The following is a 17241-nucleotide window of genomic DNA, read 5'->3' as shown; positions in this document are numbered from 1 at the left end:
GATCGTCCTCTTGGCTTGGGGCGTGACGAGTCGCGCGCGTTGACGTCGGCACTATGGCAAAGAGTCATTCTAGAACCTTCGTCTGGGAGTTCGACGCGCCGCCCGAGGCGGTCTGGCCTTTCCTGGCCGATACCGCGCGCTTCAACGAGGCCGCCGGCCTGCCCAACCACGTCATCGAGGAGACGCCGCAGCCCGACGGCTCGGTCGACTTTTGCGGCCGGGCGCGCATGGGCCCCTTCGAGCTGGTCTGGCGCGAGCAGCCGACCAACTGGGTCGCCGAGCAGTGGTTCGAGCACTGCCGGAGCTTCGAGCGCGGGCCCCTGGCCCGGCTCTGCGCCGTCCTGCGCCTGATCCCGACGCCGGAGGGCTGCCGCGCCGAGTACAGCGTCGAGGCCTCGGCCAAGGGCCTGCTGGGCGAGGCGCTGCTGCGCCGCGGCCTCTTCCGCTCCACGGGCCGCAGCTTCGCCCGCCAGGCAGCCCATCTGGGCGAGTTCCTGAAGGGCCGGGAGGCCATGCCCTTCGACTACGCGGCGGCGCCGGTCACCGAGGCGGTGCGCGCGCGGGTCGACGCCATCGTCGGCCGGCTTGAAGAGAGCGAGCACGGCCGCGCCCACGGCCGCCGCCTGGCCGACTACGTGCTCGGCGCGCAGGAGGTCGACCTGATCCAGCTCCGGCCGCTGCGCCTGGCGCGGCTCTGGGGGCTCAGCGACCGGGTCTCGGTCGAGCTCTGCCTGGAGGCGACCCGGGCCGGCCTGCTGGAGCTGCGCTGGGACCTGCTCTGCCCGCGCTGCCGGGTCGCCAAGCTGGTGGTCGGCTCGCTCGACCAGCTGCCCGAGGGCGCACACTGCTCGACCTGCAATATCGACTACGGGCGCGACTTCTCGCGCAACGTCGAGCTCAGCTTCCACCCGGCCCCCGGGATCCGACCGCTCAACACCGGCGAGTACTGCCTCTTCGGCCCGATGTCGACGCCGCACATCCGGGTCCACGTGACCTTGGAGCCGGGCGAGAGCCGGGAGATCGCGGCCGAGCTGGCGCCCGGCGCCTACCGCCTGCGCACCCAGGAGCCGGGCCCGGAGCTGGACCTGGAGCGGCTGGCCAAGGGCTTCCCCGAGGTCGTCCTGGAGCCGGAGGCGATCACCGCCGGGGCCACCGCGCCGCCGGGCGAGCTGCGCCTCAGCAACCGCATGCCCTGGCGCCGGACCCTGGTGATCGAGGAGCGGGAATGGGTGCGCGACGCCCTGACCGCCGACCGGGCGAGCAGCCTGCAAGCCTTCCGCGACCTCTTCTCCGACCAGGTGCTGCGCCCGGGCGACGAGGTCGCGGTCAAGCGCATCGCCCTGATGTTCAGCGACCTGCGCGGCTCGACCGCGCTCTACCGCAGCATCGGCGACGCCCGCGCCTACCGCCTGGTTCGGGAGCATTTCGCGCTGCTGGCGGCCAAGGTCCGGGACCACGACGGGGCGATCATCAAGACCATCGGCGACGCGGTCATGGCCGCCTTCATCCGCCCGGCCGACGCCCTGGCCGCCGCGCTCGAGATCCAGAGGGAGGTCGAGGCTTTCAACGCCAACCGCCCGGAGACCCCGATCCGGGTCAAGCTGGGCCTGCACGAGGGGCCCTGCATCGCGGTCACCCTCAACGACCGCCTCGACTACTTCGGCTCGACGGTCAACCTGGCGGCCCGGCTGCAAGGCGAGAGCCAGGGCGGCGACATCGTGCTGTCGCGCTCCATGGCCGAGGACCCCGCGGTCGCGGACCTGATCTGCGACCTCTCTCCCTGCCAGGAGCAGGCTGCCCTCAAGGGCTTCGACACCCCGGTCGGCTTCCTCCGCCTGCGGCCCTGATCTCCGGGGGCCAAGGGGCCGGTCGTGGACTTGACGCCGTCTTCGGCGTATAATGCTGCACTGCAACACAAGAACCGGACGACCGGGCATGGCCGATTTCGAGAAGAAGACGCTGGACGACTGGCGCGCGCTCGCCGCCAAGGAGCTCAGAGACCACAGCCCCGAGGACCTGACCTGGGAGACGCCCGAGGGGATCGCGGTCAAGCCGCTCTACACCGCCGAGGACCTGGAGGGGCTCGAGACCCTGGGCGGGCTGCCGGGCTTCCCACCCTTCCTGGGCGGGCCGCGCGCGACCATGTACGCCAACCGCCCCTGGACCATCCGCCAGTACGCCGGCTTCTCGACCGCCGAGGAGTCCAACGCCTTCTACCGACAGGCCTTGGCCGGCGGCCAGCGCGGCCTCTCGGTCGCCTTCGACCTGGCGACGCACCGGGGCTACGACTCCGACCATCCCAGGGTTGAGGGCGACGTCGGCAAGGCCGGGGTGGCGATCGATTCCGTCGAGGACATGAAGATCCTCTTCGACGGCATCCCGCTCGACAAGATGAGCGTCTCGATGACCATGAACGGCGCCGTGCTGCCGGTGCTGGCCGGCTTCATCGTCGCCGGCGAGGAGCAGGGCGTGCCGATTTCGGCGCTCTCGGGCACGATCCAGAACGACATCCTCAAGGAGTTCATGGTCCGCAACACCTACATCTACCCGCCGGCGCCCTCGATGCGGATCGTCGCCGACATCATCGAGTACACGGCCAAGGAGATGCCGAAGTTCAACTCGATTTCGATCTCCGGCTATCACATGCAGGAGGCCGGCGCGACCGCGGTCCAGGAACTCGCCTTCACCCTGGCCGACGGCCTGGAGTACGTCCGCGCCGCCCTGTCCAAGGGCCTGGACGTGGATGCCTTCGCCCCCAGGCTCAGCTTCTTCTTCGCCATCGGCATGAACTTCTTCATGGAGGTCGCCAAGCTGCGCGCGGCACGCTTCCTCTGGGCCCGGATCATGGGCCAGTTCGAGCCCGAGAACCCGATGAGCCTTGCGCTCAGGACCCATTGCCAGACCTCGGGCGTCAGCCTGACCGAGCAGGACCCCTACAACAACGTGGTGCGGACCGCGGTCGAGGCCCTGGCCGCGGCCCTTGGCGGCACCCAGTCGCTGCACACCAACTCCTTCGACGAGGCCATCGCCCTGCCGACTCCCATGTCGTCGCGGATCGCCCGCAACACCCAGCTGATCCTGCAGAACGAGACCGGGGTCACCAGGGTCGTCGACCCCCTGGCCGGCAGCTATTACGTCGAGAGCCTGACCGCCAGTCTGGTCGCCGAGGCGCAGAAGCTGATCGACGAGGTCGAGGCCCTGGGCGGCATGACCCGGGCGGTCGAGAGCGGCATGCCCAAGCTCAGGATCGAGGAATCCGCGGCGCGCCGCCAGGCCCGCATCGACCGCGGCGAGGAGGTCATCGTCGGGGTCAACAAGTTCCGCCCGGCGGAGGACGAGCCGATCGACATCCTGGACATCGACAACAGCAAGGTGCGCGCCCAGCAGGTCGCGCGCCTGGAGTCCATCCGTGGCAGCCGCGACGAGGCGGCCTGCGGCGCGGCCCTGGCGGCGCTGACCAAGGCCGCGGAGAGCGGCGAGGGCAACCTGCTGGCGCTCTCTGTGGCGGCCAGCCGGGCCCGGGCCACGGTCGGCGAGATCTCCGACGCGCTGGAGACCGTCTTCACCCGGCACCGGGCGGTGACCCACAGCATCTCCGGCGTCTACGGCGCCGCCTACGAGGGCGACGAGGGCTTCGAGCGGATCCGCGACGAGGTCGAGGCCTTCGCGACGGAGGAGGGCCGGCGGCCGCGCATGCTGGTGGTCAAACTGGGCCAGGACGGCCACGACCGCGGCGCCAAAGTGATCGCGACCGCCTTCGCCGACATCGGCTTCGACGTCGACGTCGGCCCGCTGTTCCAGACTCCCGAGGAGGGCGCCCGCCAGGCCATCGAGAACGACGTCCACGTTGTCGGCGTGTCCAGCCAGGCGGCCGGTCACAAGACCCTGGTGCCGCAGCTGATCGCCGCCCTGCGCAAGGGCGGGGCCAAGGAGATCCTGGTCGTCTGCGGCGGCGTGATCCCGCCGCAGGACTACGAGACCCTGCGCGACCAGGGGGTCAGCGCCATCTACGGTCCGGGCACCAACATTCCGCAGGCGGCCAACGAGATCCTCGGCCTGATCCGCGAGCAGCGCGAAGCCGCGGCCGCTTGAGCCGGCCCGGCTCCGCAGGTTGCGGCCGCCATCGGCCGGGGACGAGCGACGCCTAGAGTGGGATGATTTGAAGTCGAAGGGACTTCAAATCTGAATCCCGCTCTAATCCAACAGTTGAGAGCACGATTCAGATATGAGGTCGATTCGACCTCATATCATCGTGCTCTAGGCGGACTCCCCACAGCTGCTACTTGGGCGCTTCTTCGGCTCCGGGAGCATTGTTAAGAATTGCCGGCGTCGGAAGCGCCCGGCGAACCGCCTGCAAACAGATGTGCAAGGCTGGGCGGTTCGGCCTTTCTTTGCTTTGTCTGGCGACGTTGGGGTCTCATCCTTAACGAATTGCGGTCCCGCCAGAATCGGGGCCGGCTTTTGTTCACCATGGCACGATTTCTTGCTAGACGAAGGCCTTAGTGCAATTTACCGTCCTGATCTGTACCCCCGGTCCGCGGCGCGGAAGCCCCTTGAGCTGTTCCGGCAACCGCGTGCGGCGCCCTGACGCAGGATCGCCGTCATGCCCAAAGTCCTTGAGAAGTTCGGTGTGGAGGTCCTCGCCGGCCTGGCCCTTACGGTCGTCTGGCTGGCGGTGGCGATACCCTTCTTCTTCAATCCGGCAAGTCTCGAGGCCCTCTGGCAGGACCCCGTGGCGGTCGCCCTTTATCTCGGCGGGATCTTCGCGCCCATCGCCTGCCTTTGGCTGGGCGTGATCGGCTATGCCCAGCGCCGCCTGCACCGGCGCTTCGAGCTGCTGTCCTACGACGCCGAGCACGCGGAGGAGTGGGCCGGCAAGGCGGTGCGTTCGATGGAGCAGCAGGCGACCATGCTGCGCGACGCCTCGACCATGATGACCGACAACGCCGAGGTCCAATGCATCCGCCAGGCCGAGGCGCTGAAGGAGCAGGCGGCGATCCTGAAGGAGGCCGCAGAAGGGGTCGCCGGCGACATCCAGGGTCTCTGCGAGGTCTTCCGCGGCCAGACCCAGGAGCTGATGGGGGTCAGCACCCGCGCCGCCTCCCAGGCCAAGGAGCTGGAGCAGTCCCTCAAAGGCCAGCGCGAGGAGATCCTGGCGGGTCAGGGCGAGTTCGCCAAGGTCATGGAGGATTCCCGCAGCGCCGTCGAGGCGCAGGCGGCCACGCTGGCCGAGGCCCTCGGCAAGGTTCGCGGTGCCGGCGGCGATGCCAGCCAGTCCCTGGCCCAGCAGGTCGAAAGCATCAACGACAGCATCGCCCGGCTCAGCCTGGAGAGCGCCGAGGCGGTCGCCGCCTTCGACAAGCAGGCCGAGACGGTGCTGACCGCGGCGCAGAAGACCACGGAAGCCGGCCACGGTCTGCGCGGCGGCGTGGCCAAGGACCTGGAGGCGATCAAGGAGGTCGGCGAGGCGGCAATCACCCGGATCCAGTCCCTGAAGGACCAGATGTCGGAGCAGATCACCGTCCTGCAGGAGGTCACGGACCGTACCGCCGACCACGCCCGGGACGTCCGCGAGGTCCTGGACGAACAGGCCCAGACCCTGATGCGCGCGGCCGAGCGTTCCCAGGAGATGACCAAGTCTATGACCGGCGACCTGGAGGTCCAGGCCGAGCGGACCGAGGCGACCCTGGGCGCCGCGGCGGCGCGGGCGCGCTCGATGACCGAGACCTTCCGGGAGGAGGGCGAGTCCCTGGCCCGGGTCGGCGACGAGGTGATCGAGAAGCTGATCGATACCTCGCAGCTGATCGGCAGCCGCCTCTCGGAGGCGACTGACGCCGAGACCCGGCGCATCGCCGACGTGGTCAAGTACGCCGAGAAGGTGATGGCCTCGGCCGGGGAGACCCTGCAGCCGCAGATCGACGAGCTGACCGGCCGGGTCGACAAGGTGGCCGAGCGGGTCGCCCTGGCCGGCGAGGCGATCGAGCCGGAGCTGGCCCGCCTCTCGGAGCGCCTGGACCGGGCGATCGACGAGGCCGTCGCGCGCGCCGCCCAGGCCGGCGACAAGCTGCGACCGGAGATGGCCCAGCTCTCCGAGCAGCTCGACGGCCTGATCAACGAGGCGCTGGACCGCGCCAGCGAGGTCGGCGACAAGCTGCGGCCCGAGATGGCCCGCCTGTCGGACGAGCTGGATTCCCTGATCAACGGCACCCTGGACCGTGCCGGCCAGGTCGGCGACCGCCTGCGGCCGGAGCTCGGCCAGCTCTCCGAGGAGCTGAACGCGCTGGTCGCCGATGCCCTGGAGCGCGCCGGCCAGGTCGGCGACAAGCTGCGCCCCGAGCTGGGCCAGCTCTCCCGCGAGGTTGACGGCCTTATCGACGAGGCCCTGGCGCGCACCGGCCAGGTCTCGGAGCGGCTGCGCCCCGAGCTGGCGCAGCTCTCCGAGCAGCTCGACGGCCTGATCTCGGACGCCCTGACCCGCGCCGGCCAGGTTCCGGAGACCCTGCGCCCGGAGATGGCCCGCCTGTCGCAGGAGATCGACGCCATGGTCGGCGACGCGCTGGAGCGGACCGGGGCCGTGGGCGACAAGCTGCGTCCCGAGATCGCCCAGCTCTCCCAGGAGATCGACACCATGATGGGCGACGCGCTGGAGCGGGCGGGCGCGGTCGGAGACCGCCTGCGCCCGGAACTGGCCGAGCTCTCCAAGGAACTCGACGCCCTGGTCAACGACGCGCTGGAGCGGGCCGGGGCGGTCGGCGACGAGCTGCGGCCCGAGATGGTCCGCCTGTCGGAACAGCTCGACGCCCTGATCAAGGAGGCCCTCGAGCGCGCCGGGGCGGTCGGCGACAAGCTGCGGCCCGAGATGGCGCAGCTCTCCCTACAGATGGACGCCCTAATCACGGATTCCCTGAAACGGGCGGGCGAGATCGGCGACAAGCTCGGGCCCGAGATGGCCCAGCTGACCCGGCAGATGGACGCCCTGATCACCGAGTCCCTGGCACGCGCCGGCCAGGTGGGCGAGAAGCTGCGGCCCGAGATGGAGCAGGTCTCGGCGCAGCTCAACGCCCTGATGACCCAGTCCCTGGCCCGGGTCGAGGAGGTCGGCGAGAAGCTGCGGCCGGAGATGGACCGCCTGGGCAGCGATCTGGAGGCTTCGCTGTTGCGCGTCCAGCGCGCCGGCGAGACCCTGGAGCCGCAGGTCGAGGCCCTGTCGACCCGGATCGAGGGCGCGATCGGCCAGGCGCTGAAAGCCAGCGACGGCCTGCAGCCGCGGATCGACGCGCTGTCGAGCAAGATCGAGGAAGCGGCCTCGCGCGCGGTCGCGGCGGGCGCGGAGCTCGATCCCTTCGTCCAGCTCTTTTCGGAAAGGCTGGACCGGGCGGTCAGCCGTGCGGCCCGGACCACCGAGGTCTTCCAGCGCCATGCCGAGCAGCTGGGCACGGCCTACGAGCAGTCCCTCGGCCGCGCCGCCGGCGCCGCCGAAGCCCTCGACGGCAAGTGGCGGGACATCGCCGGCCAGATCACCGCGACCCTGGACCGCTGCGCCGAGCTTTCGGAGACCTTCGAGCAGCAGAGCACGTCGATCACCCAGGCGGCCGGGGCGGCCGGCGAGGAAGCGGCCAAGATGAAGGCCGCCGTGGTCGAGGAGATCGCCCAGATCGGCAAGCTTTTCGACGAGGCCCGGGACACCATCGCCAGGCTGGACAACGCGGTCGGCGAGGAAAGCAACCAGATCCGCGCCGCCGCGGAAGCCGCCCGCGCGACCTCACTGGAGGTCCGCGGCGAGCTCCAGGCCGAGGCCAAGGCCCTGGTCGAGGCCTCCAAGGAGGTCGTGCAGCGCCTGCACGAGGCCGGCGCCTCGGTTGGCCAGCGCGCCGATTCCCTGCGCGGGGCGGCCGACGACGCGCTGAGGCGCAGCGAGGAGCTTAGCAAGGCCTTGGAGGTCCGCAGCAAGGACGTCGGCCGCGCGGTCGAGCGGGTCGAGCGCAACGTCGCCAAGGTCGGCGAGGGCTTCCGCAGCCAGGCCCGCGAGCTGATCAAGGCCTCGGAGCAGGCGATCGTTCAGGCCCAGGCCATGCGCGAGCGCGAGGAGGTCGAGCAGCGCGGCGATTTCTTCCGCACCGCGACCTCGATGATCGAGGACCTGAACTCGGTCGCCGCCGACCTGCACCGCTACCTGGAGGACGAGCCCCCCGACACCCTGTGGAAGCGCTACCACAAGGGCGACCGCTCGATCTTCGCCCGGCGCCTGGCCCGGCGCAGCGACGACAACTCCCTGCCGATGATCGAGCGCCGTTTCGAGACCGACGAGCGCTTCCGCCGCCAGGCCGAGCGCTACATCCGGGACTTCGAGAGTCTGCTCGACCAGGCCAGCAACTGCGATCCGGAGAACGTGCTCTCGACGACCTTCCTGACCGCGGACGTCGGCAAGCTCTACCTCCTGCTGGCCCGCTCCCTGGGCCGGGCCGCGGAGTAGGCCGGCGAGCTAGTTCTCGCTTGCGAAGATCGGTGTGCCACCCCCTCCCAACCCTCCCCCATCAAGGGGGAGGGCTCAAAAGGGGGCAGCGTCCTCGCTCGTCTCCCTCCCCCTCGATGGGGGAGGGTTGGGGTGGGGGTGGCACTCCAACATCTGCGAGTCAGTGCTCGGCACCTGCCAGCCAGAAAAGCGTAGCCCTGGCGGGCTCCTCGGATAGACTGCCGGGATGCGGCCGACCACCATCGACACCGGCGAGGTCCGCTTCGGCGAGCACCTGAAGACGCTCCTGTCCCTGCTGCCCTACCTCTGGCCCAAGGGCCGGGGCGACCTCAGGGCGCGGGTGCTGCTGGCCGCCGTCTTTCTGATCGCCGCCAAGGTCGCGACCGTCTACGTGCCGCTGCTGCTGGGCCGTGCCGTCGACGCCCTGAGCCCGGGAGAGGGCGCTTTGCTGGCCGCGATCCCCCTGGGCCTGCTGCTGGCCTACGGCGTGGTGCGGGTCCTGGCCCGCGCCTTCGGCGAGGTTCGCGACGCGGTCTTCGCCAAGGTCGCCCAGAGCGCGATCCGGCAGCTGGCGCTGAAGACCTTCCGGCATCTCCACGCCCTGGCCCTGCGCTTCCACCTGGAGCGCCAGACCGGCGGGCTGAACCGGGCCATCGACCGCGGCGCCAAGGGCATCGAGTTCCTGCTGCAGTTCATCTCCTTCAGCGTCCTGCCGACCCTGGTCGAGATCGCCCTGGTCGCGGGCATCCTCTGGGTGCTCTTCGATTGGCGCTTCTCGGCGATCACCCTGGCGACCGTGGTCGGCTACGTCTGGTTCACCTTCCGGGTCACGGAATGGCGAATCCGCCTGCGCCGCGAGATGAACGAGGCCGACAACGACGCCAACACCAAGGCTATCGACAGCCTGCTGAACTACGAGACGGTGAAGTACTTCGGCAACGAGGCGCACGAGGCGCGGCGTTTCGACCAGGCCCTCGCATACTACGAGGGCGCGGCGGTCAAGAGCCGGACCAGCCTCTCGATGCTGAACAGCGGTCAGACCGTGATCGTGACCCTGGGCATCACCGTGATGATGATCCTGGCGGCCCAGGGCGTGGTCGCCGGGACGATGACCGTCGGCGACTTCGTCATGGTCAACACCTACCTGCTGCAGCTGGCCATGCCGCTCGGTTTCCTCGGCACGGTCTATCGCGAGATCAAGCAGTCCCTGGTCGACCTGGAGGTCATGTTCGGCCTGCTCCGCTCGGCGCCCGAGGTCGAGGACCGGCCCGACGCGGTGCCGCTGGCGGCAAGCGGCGGCGCGGTGGCCTTCGAGGGCGTCTGCTTCGGCTACGACCCGCGGCGGCCGATTCTGCAGGACGTTTCCTTCGACGTCCCGGCCGGCCAGACCGTGGCCATCGTCGGCCCCTCGGGCGCCGGCAAGTCGACGATCAGCCGGATCCTGTTCCGCTTCTACGACGTCACCGACGGCCGGGTCCTGATCGACGGCCAGGACATCCGCGCCGTGACCCAGGCCTCCCTGCGCGCGGCGATCGGCATCGTTCCCCAGGACACCGTGCTGTTCAACGACACGATCTACTACAACATCGCCTACGGCCGGCCGAGCGCGAGCCGGGCCGAGGTCGAGGACGCGGCGCGCCTGGCCCAGATCCACGACTTCGTCCAGGGCCTGCCGGACGGCTACGACGCCATGGTCGGCGAGCGCGGCCTGAAGCTCTCGGGCGGCGAGAAGCAGCGGGTCGCCATCGCCCGGACCCTGCTCAAGAACCCCTGCATCTTCCTCTTCGACGAGGCGACCTCGTCGCTCGACACCAAGACCGAGCGCGAGATCCAGGACAGCCTGCGCGCGGTCTCCCGCGGCCGCTCGACCCTGGTCATTGCCCACCGGCTCTCGACCGTGGTCGAGGCCGACCAGATCCTGGTCCTGGAGGCCGGCCGCATCGTCGAGCGCGGCCGCCACGAGGAGCTCCTGGCCGCCCGCGGCGCCTACGCCGCCATGTGGGAGCGCCAGCAGAAGTCGGCGGCCGAGCGCCGGACCGAGGAGGCGCCGGAGGCGGCCGAGTGATCCGCGTCGCGGGCTAGCGCACTTCCCGATCAGACGCGTTCGCGTCTGGCCGGGAGTAGTGCGCTAAGACTCTGAAGCAAGGGCGTTACATCCGGCCAGATTGATCGCGAAGCGAATCAATCTGATCGGATAACGCCCTAGGTCCAGCCGATGCTCCGGTTGTGGGCCATCTGACGCTCCCACATTGCCTTGAGGACCGCCGGCAGCAGTTCTTTGGCCTTCTCTCCGTTCCGGGTGTGGCCTAAGTTCAAGCCTTCCAGGAAGGAAACGTGGATCGCACTCAAGACACTTGGATGCAGACGGTCCGCTTCCGAAGCCAGACCGAGGACGAAGGCATAGGTCCGCTCGAGGGCAGAGAAGTCGCCGCGGGCGATCGCTTGATTGGCGAGGATTTCAAGCTCCCCCAAACTCAGGTGGACTGAATCCCTGTCGTACTCGATCGCTTCCTCGAGCTCGGGGAACTCGGCCTTGATGCAACGCCAGACATCCTGGGCGGTCAGGAGGTCCCTGCGCACGACCCATCCATCGCCCTCCAGCACCTTCCGGCCGCAGCCTTTGCAGACTGTGCCCTCAGGACCCTGCCAGACACGGCTCGTGCCGCAGTCGAGACACTTCAGCATCTTCTGAAAGGTTGCGCGGCAGTTGAGGCATCGCCTTTCGAAGCGGGTGCCGCGTGCGTTCTTCTCGAGCTTTGCAAGACAGACCGGGCAAAGGCCGGGCTTCTTTCTTCTTGCTTTGTCGTCCTGACCACGCATAACCGAAGTCTCGCTCAGGCCCTACCGAGGCTGAAGTCTCAATCTGTCAGCCATGAGACGGGCCGCCTGTGCGCCGCGCCCTGTTTTAGGGCAATGATCGGCCTTCACCTAGCCGTTCTGCATAGCTAGTTTCGCCCCATGACCCCCAACCTCACCCATATCGCGCTGCACGTCCGGGACCTGGAGGCCTGCATCGGCTTCTACCGGGATTTCTGCGGGATGGAGATCGTGCACCAGCGCGAGGACGGCAGAACCCGGGTAGTCTGGCTGGCCGAGCCGGGGCGGGAGACGGAGTTCATCTTCGTGCTGCTGCCGGGCGGGCCGGGGCGCGACCAGGGCGAGGGCGACTACAGCCACTTCGGCTTCGCCCTGGACAGCAAGGCGGCGGTCGACGCGGTGGCCGAGAAGGCCGAGGCCGCCGGTTGCCTCGCCTGGCCGCCCAGGCAGGAGCCCTATCCCGTGGGTTACTACTGCGGGCTGAAGGACCCCGACGGCAACTTCGTCGAGTTCAGCTACGGCCAGCCGCTCGGCCCCGGCGCCGAGGGGCCAGGTGCGGAAGGGACCGCCGCGTGAGCACCGCCAAGCGCGCCCGCAAGCCGGCTGCCAAGAAGGAGCCCCTGGCCGCAGGCGTCCTGGCCGGCGACCGGCGAGCGGTGGCGCGGGCGATCACCCTGATCGAGTCGACCCGGGCCGACCACCGGCGTGAGGCGGCGAAGCTGCTGGAGGCCCTGCTGCCGCGGACCGGGCGCTCGATTCGCCTCGGCATTTCCGGGGTGCCGGGGGTCGGCAAGTCGACCTTCATCGAGGCCTTTGGCCTGAAGCTGATCGAGGCCGGGCACCGGGTCGCGGTCCTGGCGGTCGACCCCTCCTCGCAGCGCAGCGGCGGCTCGATCCTGGGCGACAAGACCCGGATGCCGGAGCTGGCCACCGCCGAGGCCGCCTTCATCCGGCCCTCGCCGACCCGCGGCACCCTGGGCGGGGTCGCCCGGCGCAGCCGGGAGGCCATGCTCGCGACCGAGGCCGCCGGTTTCGACGTGGTCATCGTCGAGACCGTCGGCGTCGGCCAGTCCGAGACCGCGGTCGCCGAGATGGTCGACCTCTTTCTGCTGCTGATCGCGCCGGGCGGCGGCGACGAGCTGCAGGGCATCAAGCGCGGGATCATGGAGATCGCCGACCTGATCGTGGTCAACAAGGCCGACGGCAAGCTCAAGGACGAGGCCGGCCGGACCGCCGCCGAGTACCAGAGCGCCCTGCAGCTGCTGCGGCCGCGCAGCCAGAACTGGACGCCTCGGGTCCTGCTCTGCTCGGCCCTGACCGGCACCGGCGTGGCGGAGGTCTGGGAGGCGGTCGGAGACTATCGGGCGGCCCTGGAGCCCGGCGGCGAGATCGCCGCGCGCCGCGCTGAGCAGGCCCGACAATGGCTCTGGCAGGAGGTCCAGGAGGGGCTCATGGCCGCGCTGCAGGCCGACCCGGCGGTCAAGGCCGAGGCCGCCGCCCTGGAGGCCAGGGTCAAAGCCGGCGAGCTGCCGGCCACCGCGGCGGCGCAGGAGTTGCTAAAGGCCTTTCTCGGCGATCATTAACGAAGCGGTATTCGCCTTTCGCTAGAGAAAGCCATGCTTCGGATAAAGCTGCGATCCGGCGTCTTCTGGCTGCTTGGGGGCCTCGCCATCGCCTCCTGCGATTCCGCGCCCGAGCCGCCGCAGGGCCTTGAGGTCGCCCTGGTCCTCGACACCTCGGGCTCGATGTCGGTCGACGGCCGGCTCGATGGCCTGACGGCCGGCGCGTCCCGCTTCCTCGAGGTCTTGGAAGCGCGCTGGACCCGGAGCCGCCCGGACGCGCGCGCGGATGAGCTCTGGCTGTCGTTGCTTCCCTACAGCGGCCGGGTCAACCTCAGGGCCCATCCGGAATTCTTCGACAAGGAGCCGGTCAATCCGCAGCTCGCCTGCCCGAACCCGCGGAAAGGGGCCTTGGGACAGGACGATTCGCCGCTATCCCTCGGCAGGCTGCCCAACCCGACGATCGGTCGCTTCAGCAGCAGGAGCTATCCGATCAAGCGCGTTTGCCCGGCGGCGGCGATGGTCGGTCCGACCCGCCGGCTGGGGGAGGTGAAGGACGCGGTCTCGGGCCTCGAGGCCAGGGGCGGCTGCACCCGCTTCGACCTGGCGACGATCTGGGGCTGGCGCGCCGTGTCGCCGCGCTGGTGGCTGGCCTGGCACGGCGATCCGGCGGCCGAGGCCGTGCCGTCTCGGCCCTCGGCCAAGGCCGTGATCCTCCTGACCGACGGCGCCAACACGCCCAGCTGCGCCATGGACCGGCTCACCTGGAAGGAGGCCGACGCGCAGTTCCTGGCGGCCTGCGCGGAAATGCGGCGGCAGGGAATTCGGGTCTACACCATCTATCTCGGCAGGACCTTCGAGGGCCCGTGGGACACGCTGGACCGCTGCGCCGGCCCCTCCGGTCGCGCGCATCACGCCGCGGACGGTGAGGCCCTGATCGCCCTCTTCGAGCGACTCGCCGGAGAGGTCGCAGCCCTTCGGCCAAGCTCCTGACCGGCCCTTGCGCCGAGCCAGCCGCCACGGACGCCGAGATCATCGCTGCTGAGGAGGCGCATGGCACCGAGAGCCCTTTCGGCGGTACTTCTGATCGTCTTCGCCTGCTTTCTCGCCGTCTTGTCCTGCTTTGCGCTCGGCACCTGCGGTCGGGTCCCCGATCCGCCGCGCGGCCTCGAGGTTGCGCTCGTCCTCGACAACTCGGGGTCCATGCGGATCGGCGGCAAGGACGCAGCCTTGCGGGAAGCCTCCGCCCGCTTTGTCGAAATCCTGAGAGCTGGGCGCGGCAATTCCCCGCTGGAGATCCTCTTCGGGTCCGACGACCAGCTCTGGCTGTCGGTGATTCCCTTCGCCGGACGGGTCAACCTGCGCGGCCGGGAAGAGTTCTTCACGCAGCCGCCACCCGACTGGCTGTATCTTTGCCCGCAAGGGCGGGCGGGGACGCTGGGCGGCGGCGATAGGCCCCTAGCGGCCGGTCGGCTGCGGCACTTCAACTGGGCGCAAGGGCCGGAGCGCCTGAAGAAGCTGGTCTGTCCGCCCAACGCCGTGATCGGCCCGACCCGGTGGCTCCTGACCCTGCCGAGACGGCTCCGGCAGCTGTCCTTTGCCAAACGCTGTAGCCGCGTCGACCTGGCAACGGTTTGGGCCTGGCGTGCGCTGTCACCACGGTGGTGGCGGGCATGGCACGGGGATACGGAGGCCCCGGGCGAGGTCCAGGGGGACGACCGATCCCGCAAGGTCGTGGTCATCGTGACGGACGGCCGGAACTCGCCCCAGTGCGCGCTCGACAACATCGGCATCGCGGATGCCGACGCGCAGTTCGCTGGGGCCTGCAAGGCCATGAAGCGGCAAGGCATGGTCATCTATACGGTCGCGCTGGAGGGGAGCGGGTCAGACGCCCGAGACCTGCTGGCTTCCTGTGCCAGTTCCGCCCGACACGCGCGTCGAGGGAAAGACCTCGTTCCGGTCATGGAGGCCCTGGCCCAAGAGCTTGCTCGGCTGTCTCCGGAACCACCACACTAGCATCCCAGGACACGGCGTTTCAGCCTGCCTTCCGGCCTTGACCGGATGGTCCGGCTGCCCTACAAAACGCGGCCGAAACGGGCGCCTTCCGGGGCGCCCGGGCGTTTTCTAGAGAAAGCTTGGGATTTCAGCCATGGCCCGCCGCTGCGCCTTCACCGGCAAGGGTGTTCAGACCGGTAACAATGTCAGCCACGCCCACAACAAGACCCGGCGCCGCTTCCTGCCCAACCTGCAGCGGACCTCGCTCTACAGCGATTCCCTGGGCGAGATGGTGCGCCTGCGGCTCTCGACCCGGGCGATCCGGACGATCGAGCACAACGGCGGCCTGGACGCCTTCCTGCTGTCGACGGCCAACGCCAAGCTGGGCGAAGAGGCTCGGCGCCTGAAGCGCCGGATCCAGAAAGCCACCGCGAAGGTCGAGGCCGCCGCGCCGGCCGCCGGGTGACCCACGACCCGGCCGCCACGGGCCGGGAACTAGCCGTCTTCCAGGAGAAAGCTCATCAGCACGGTTCGCTGGACCGCGTTGAAGTTGTCGTCCGCCACCAGGTAGATCCGCACACCCCCGCCGGGCTCGGCCCGGGCGGCGATGCCTTCCATGTTGTCGTAGACCAGGGGCGGGCGCAGCTCGGCCAGGACCTCGCCTTTCAGAGTGGCGCCGGGCTTGATCGCCGCCAGTCTCAGCCGCCGGATCTTGATTCCCAGCCCGCCCAGAACGCTGTAGCGCCGCTCCAGGACCAGCACGTCGCCCGACGGCAGGGTGGTGGCTCCGGTCGGCTGGAAGGGCCGGTCGCGGACCAGGGCAACCTCGGCCCAGGCGCCGTCCTGCCAGACAAAGCCGAGCAGCACCTCGTCTTCGCCGCTGTCCTCTGCCAGGGCGAGCAGCCGGCCGCGGGGCAGCGCCGTCACGGCCTCCAGGCCGCTGTTGCCGTCCAGACGGTCGAGCCCCGGCGGCGCCGGAAAGGACTGCGCCGGGCGGCTGAGCGTGCCGGCCGGATAGCGCCAGATCCTGTGGGCCTGCTCGAAGGCGACCAGGGTGGTGCCGTCGGCCAGGCGAGCCAGGGCCTCGGCGTCGCCGGCACGCTTGCTGGCCAGCGGCCGGTTGTCGCCGTCGCGCAGCCTGCCAGTCTCGGCCGCCTCCAGGCCGATCAGGAAGCCCTCGTCGTCCAGGCGGATGCCGGCCGAGACCCAGCGGCCGGTGTCGGAGACAGCGAGGAGCCGGTCGCCCCCGGGCTCGAGCAGCAGGCCGGAAAGGCCGCCGAAGCTCGGGTCCTCGGCGCTGATCTCGAGACTGCCCCGCCAGGCCAGGGTGCCGACCGTCGTCTGGCGCGGCGCCTCGGGGTTCAGCGGCAGCCGCGAAACCGTGAGGGCCAGGGGCTCGGCCGGCACCGGCCGGCCCGACAGCACCGGGGCCAGCAGGCAGAGCAGCAGAAAGATTCGGAGGATCATGGCGCCGGCGCAGTGAATGAGGCTGTCCGCTTGGTAGCAGAGGCAAAGCCTTTCGTGAAGCGCCTCCCGCGGCGCTTGGCTTTGCGGCATACTCGATGAAACCACTTGCAAGGGAGGAGTCCCCCCATGACACAACTCGCCCGACGCCAGGTCGTCACGTCCCTCGCCAGCCTGCCCCTGGCCGCCGTCCTCGCCGACCCGCGCCTGGCGCGGGCGGCCGCGGCCGGCCTACAGGAGGTCGAGCTCACCACTCAGGGCGGCAAGGCGGTCAAGGCCGCGCTCGCCCTGCCGGCCAGCACGCCGGCCCCGACCCTGGTGCTGATCCACGAATGGTGGGGCCTGAACGACCAGATCAAGGCGGTCGCGGCCGAGCTCGCCGGCCAGGGCTACCTGGCCCTCGCCGTGGATCTCTACGACGGCAAGGTCGCCGGACCGGGCGAACGCGAGCAGGCCCGGGCCTACATGCAGGGCGTCGTCGCGGAGGAGGCGGTCGACACCCTGGTCTCCTGGGTCGCCTGGCTCAAGGGCAACGACAAGGGCAGCGGCAAGGTCGGGACCGTCGGCTGGTGCTTCGGCGGCGGCTGGTCGCTCAACGCCGGGATCGCCACGCCGGTCGACGCCACCGTGGTCTACTACGGCCGGGTCAATCGCACGGCCGAGGAGCTCAAGGCCCTGGAGGGCCCGGTTCTGGGGCACTTCGCGACCCGCGACAAGTGGATCAACGAGGAGATGGTCAGCGGTTTCGAGGCGGCCATGAAGGCGGCGGGCAAGACCGCCACCAACCATTGGTACGAGGCCGACCACGCCTTCGCCAATCCGACCAGCGCGCGCTACGACGAGGCTGATGCCAAGCTCGCCTGGGAGCGAACCCTGGCCTTCTTCACGGCCAATCTTCAAGGCTGAGGCGCGGCACCGCGCCCAATGGGGAAG

12 protein-coding genes are annotated in these 17241 nt (G+C 69.9%); 10 read left to right on the top strand and 2 right to left on the bottom strand.

From position 1 onward, the window contains the following. Window positions 1-53: 53 nt before the first annotated feature. The 4 genes from QNJ30_25640 to QNJ30_25625 all read left to right on the top strand — a co-directional run bounded on the left by QNJ30_25640 (window position 54) and on the right by QNJ30_25625 (window position 10538). Window positions 54-1847 carry an adenylate/guanylate cyclase domain-containing protein gene (locus tag QNJ30_25640; GenBank protein ID MDJ0946846.1) on the top strand — a complete coding sequence of 598 codons (1794 nt, stop codon included), beginning with the start codon at window positions 54-56 and terminating at the stop codon, window positions 1845-1847. 88 nt (window positions 1848-1935) lie between these two features. Then, complete coding sequence (gene scpA, locus QNJ30_25635; GenBank protein ID MDJ0946845.1) at window positions 1936-4092, top strand: methylmalonyl-CoA mutase; 2157 nt, start codon at window positions 1936-1938, stop codon at window positions 4090-4092. A gap of 511 nt (window positions 4093-4603) precedes the next feature. Continuing rightward, the gene (locus QNJ30_25630; GenBank protein MDJ0946844.1) at window positions 4604-8473 is read left to right on the top strand and encodes a hypothetical protein; all 3870 of its coding nucleotides are present in this window, start codon (window positions 4604-4606) and stop codon (window positions 8471-8473) included. Window positions 8474-8699: 226 nt separating this feature from the next. Further along, window positions 8700-10538, top strand: coding sequence for an ABC transporter ATP-binding protein/permease (locus QNJ30_25625; protein MDJ0946843.1), 1839 nt, complete (start codon window positions 8700-8702; stop codon window positions 10536-10538). Between the two features lie 137 nt (window positions 10539-10675). Here the strand turns inward: QNJ30_25625 and QNJ30_25620 are convergent, their stop codons facing one another. After that, window positions 10676-11293, bottom strand: coding sequence for a hypothetical protein (locus QNJ30_25620; protein ID MDJ0946842.1), 618 nt, complete (start codon window positions 11291-11293; stop codon window positions 10676-10678). Window positions 11294-11431: 138 nt separating this feature from the next. Here QNJ30_25620 and QNJ30_25615 point away from each other — a divergent pair, with 138 nt between their 5' ends. The 5 genes from QNJ30_25615 (at window position 11432) to rpmB (ending at window position 15310) form a co-directional block, all read left to right on the top strand. Further along, window positions 11432-11866 carry a VOC family protein gene (locus QNJ30_25615; protein ID MDJ0946841.1) on the top strand — a complete coding sequence of 145 codons (435 nt, stop codon included), beginning with the start codon at window positions 11432-11434 and terminating at the stop codon, window positions 11864-11866. Then, on the top strand, window positions 11863-12873 hold the full coding sequence (gene meaB, locus QNJ30_25610; protein MDJ0946840.1) for a methylmalonyl Co-A mutase-associated GTPase MeaB: 1011 nt from the start codon (window positions 11863-11865) through the stop codon (window positions 12871-12873). The genes QNJ30_25615 and meaB overlap by 4 nt, the downstream gene beginning before the upstream one ends. A gap of 33 nt (window positions 12874-12906) precedes the next feature. Then, window positions 12907-13842 (top strand): hypothetical protein, encoded by a 936-nt coding sequence (locus QNJ30_25605; protein MDJ0946839.1) that lies wholly within the window; start codon window positions 12907-12909, stop codon window positions 13840-13842. A gap of 60 nt (window positions 13843-13902) precedes the next feature. Beyond that, complete coding sequence (locus tag QNJ30_25600) at window positions 13903-14865, top strand: hypothetical protein (GenBank protein MDJ0946838.1); 963 nt, start codon at window positions 13903-13905, stop codon at window positions 14863-14865. 133 nt (window positions 14866-14998) lie between these two features. Next, window positions 14999-15310, top strand: coding sequence for a 50S ribosomal protein L28 (gene rpmB, locus QNJ30_25595; protein ID MDJ0946837.1), 312 nt, complete (start codon window positions 14999-15001; stop codon window positions 15308-15310). A gap of 29 nt (window positions 15311-15339) precedes the next feature. Here the strand turns inward: rpmB and QNJ30_25590 are convergent, their stop codons facing one another. Then, a complete protein-coding gene (locus tag QNJ30_25590; protein MDJ0946836.1) occupies window positions 15340-16311 on the bottom strand; it encodes an esterase-like activity of phytase family protein in 972 nt (323 codons plus the stop codon). A gap of 126 nt (window positions 16312-16437) precedes the next feature. On the opposite strand from QNJ30_25590, the gene QNJ30_25585 reads away from it, so the two are divergent. Continuing rightward, window positions 16438-17214: a dienelactone hydrolase family protein gene (locus QNJ30_25585; GenBank protein MDJ0946835.1), complete on the top strand. Its 777-nt coding sequence runs from the start codon at window positions 16438-16440 to the stop codon at window positions 17212-17214. The last annotated feature ends 27 nt before the right edge of the window (window positions 17215-17241 follow it).

Source organism: Kiloniellales bacterium (assembly GCA_030066685.1).
Lineage (GTDB): Bacteria > Pseudomonadota > Alphaproteobacteria > Kiloniellales > JAKSBE01 > JAKSBE01.
Note: the sequence above shows the minus strand (reverse complement) of the source record. Positions and strands in the feature narration are given on the sequence as shown.

What these genes read in the sequence shown, in the direction of transcription:
- QNJ30_25640 (MDJ0946846.1), top strand. Translation starts at nt 54, where the DNA reads ATGGCAAAGAGTCATTCTAGAACCTTCGTCTGGGAGTTCGACGCGCCG.
- scpA (MDJ0946845.1), top strand. Translation starts at nt 1,936, where the DNA reads ATGGCCGATTTCGAGAAGAAGACGCTGGACGACTGGCGCGCGCTCGCC.
- QNJ30_25630 (MDJ0946844.1), top strand. Translation starts at nt 4,604, where the DNA reads ATGCCCAAAGTCCTTGAGAAGTTCGGTGTGGAGGTCCTCGCCGGCCTG.
- QNJ30_25625 (MDJ0946843.1), top strand. Translation starts at nt 8,700, where the DNA reads ATGCGGCCGACCACCATCGACACCGGCGAGGTCCGCTTCGGCGAGCAC.
- QNJ30_25620 (MDJ0946842.1), bottom strand. Translation starts at nt 11,293, where the DNA reads ATGCGTGGTCAGGACGACAAAGCAAGAAGAAAGAAGCCCGGCCTTTGC.
- QNJ30_25615 (MDJ0946841.1), top strand. Translation starts at nt 11,432, where the DNA reads ATGACCCCCAACCTCACCCATATCGCGCTGCACGTCCGGGACCTGGAG.
- QNJ30_25605 (MDJ0946839.1), top strand. Translation starts at nt 12,907, where the DNA reads ATGCTTCGGATAAAGCTGCGATCCGGCGTCTTCTGGCTGCTTGGGGGC.
- QNJ30_25600 (MDJ0946838.1), top strand. Translation starts at nt 13,903, where the DNA reads ATGGCACCGAGAGCCCTTTCGGCGGTACTTCTGATCGTCTTCGCCTGC.
- rpmB (MDJ0946837.1), top strand. Translation starts at nt 14,999, where the DNA reads ATGGCCCGCCGCTGCGCCTTCACCGGCAAGGGTGTTCAGACCGGTAAC.
- QNJ30_25590 (MDJ0946836.1), bottom strand. Translation starts at nt 16,311, where the DNA reads ATGATCCTCCGAATCTTTCTGCTGCTCTGCCTGCTGGCCCCGGTGCTG.
- QNJ30_25585 (MDJ0946835.1), top strand. Translation starts at nt 16,438, where the DNA reads ATGACACAACTCGCCCGACGCCAGGTCGTCACGTCCCTCGCCAGCCTG.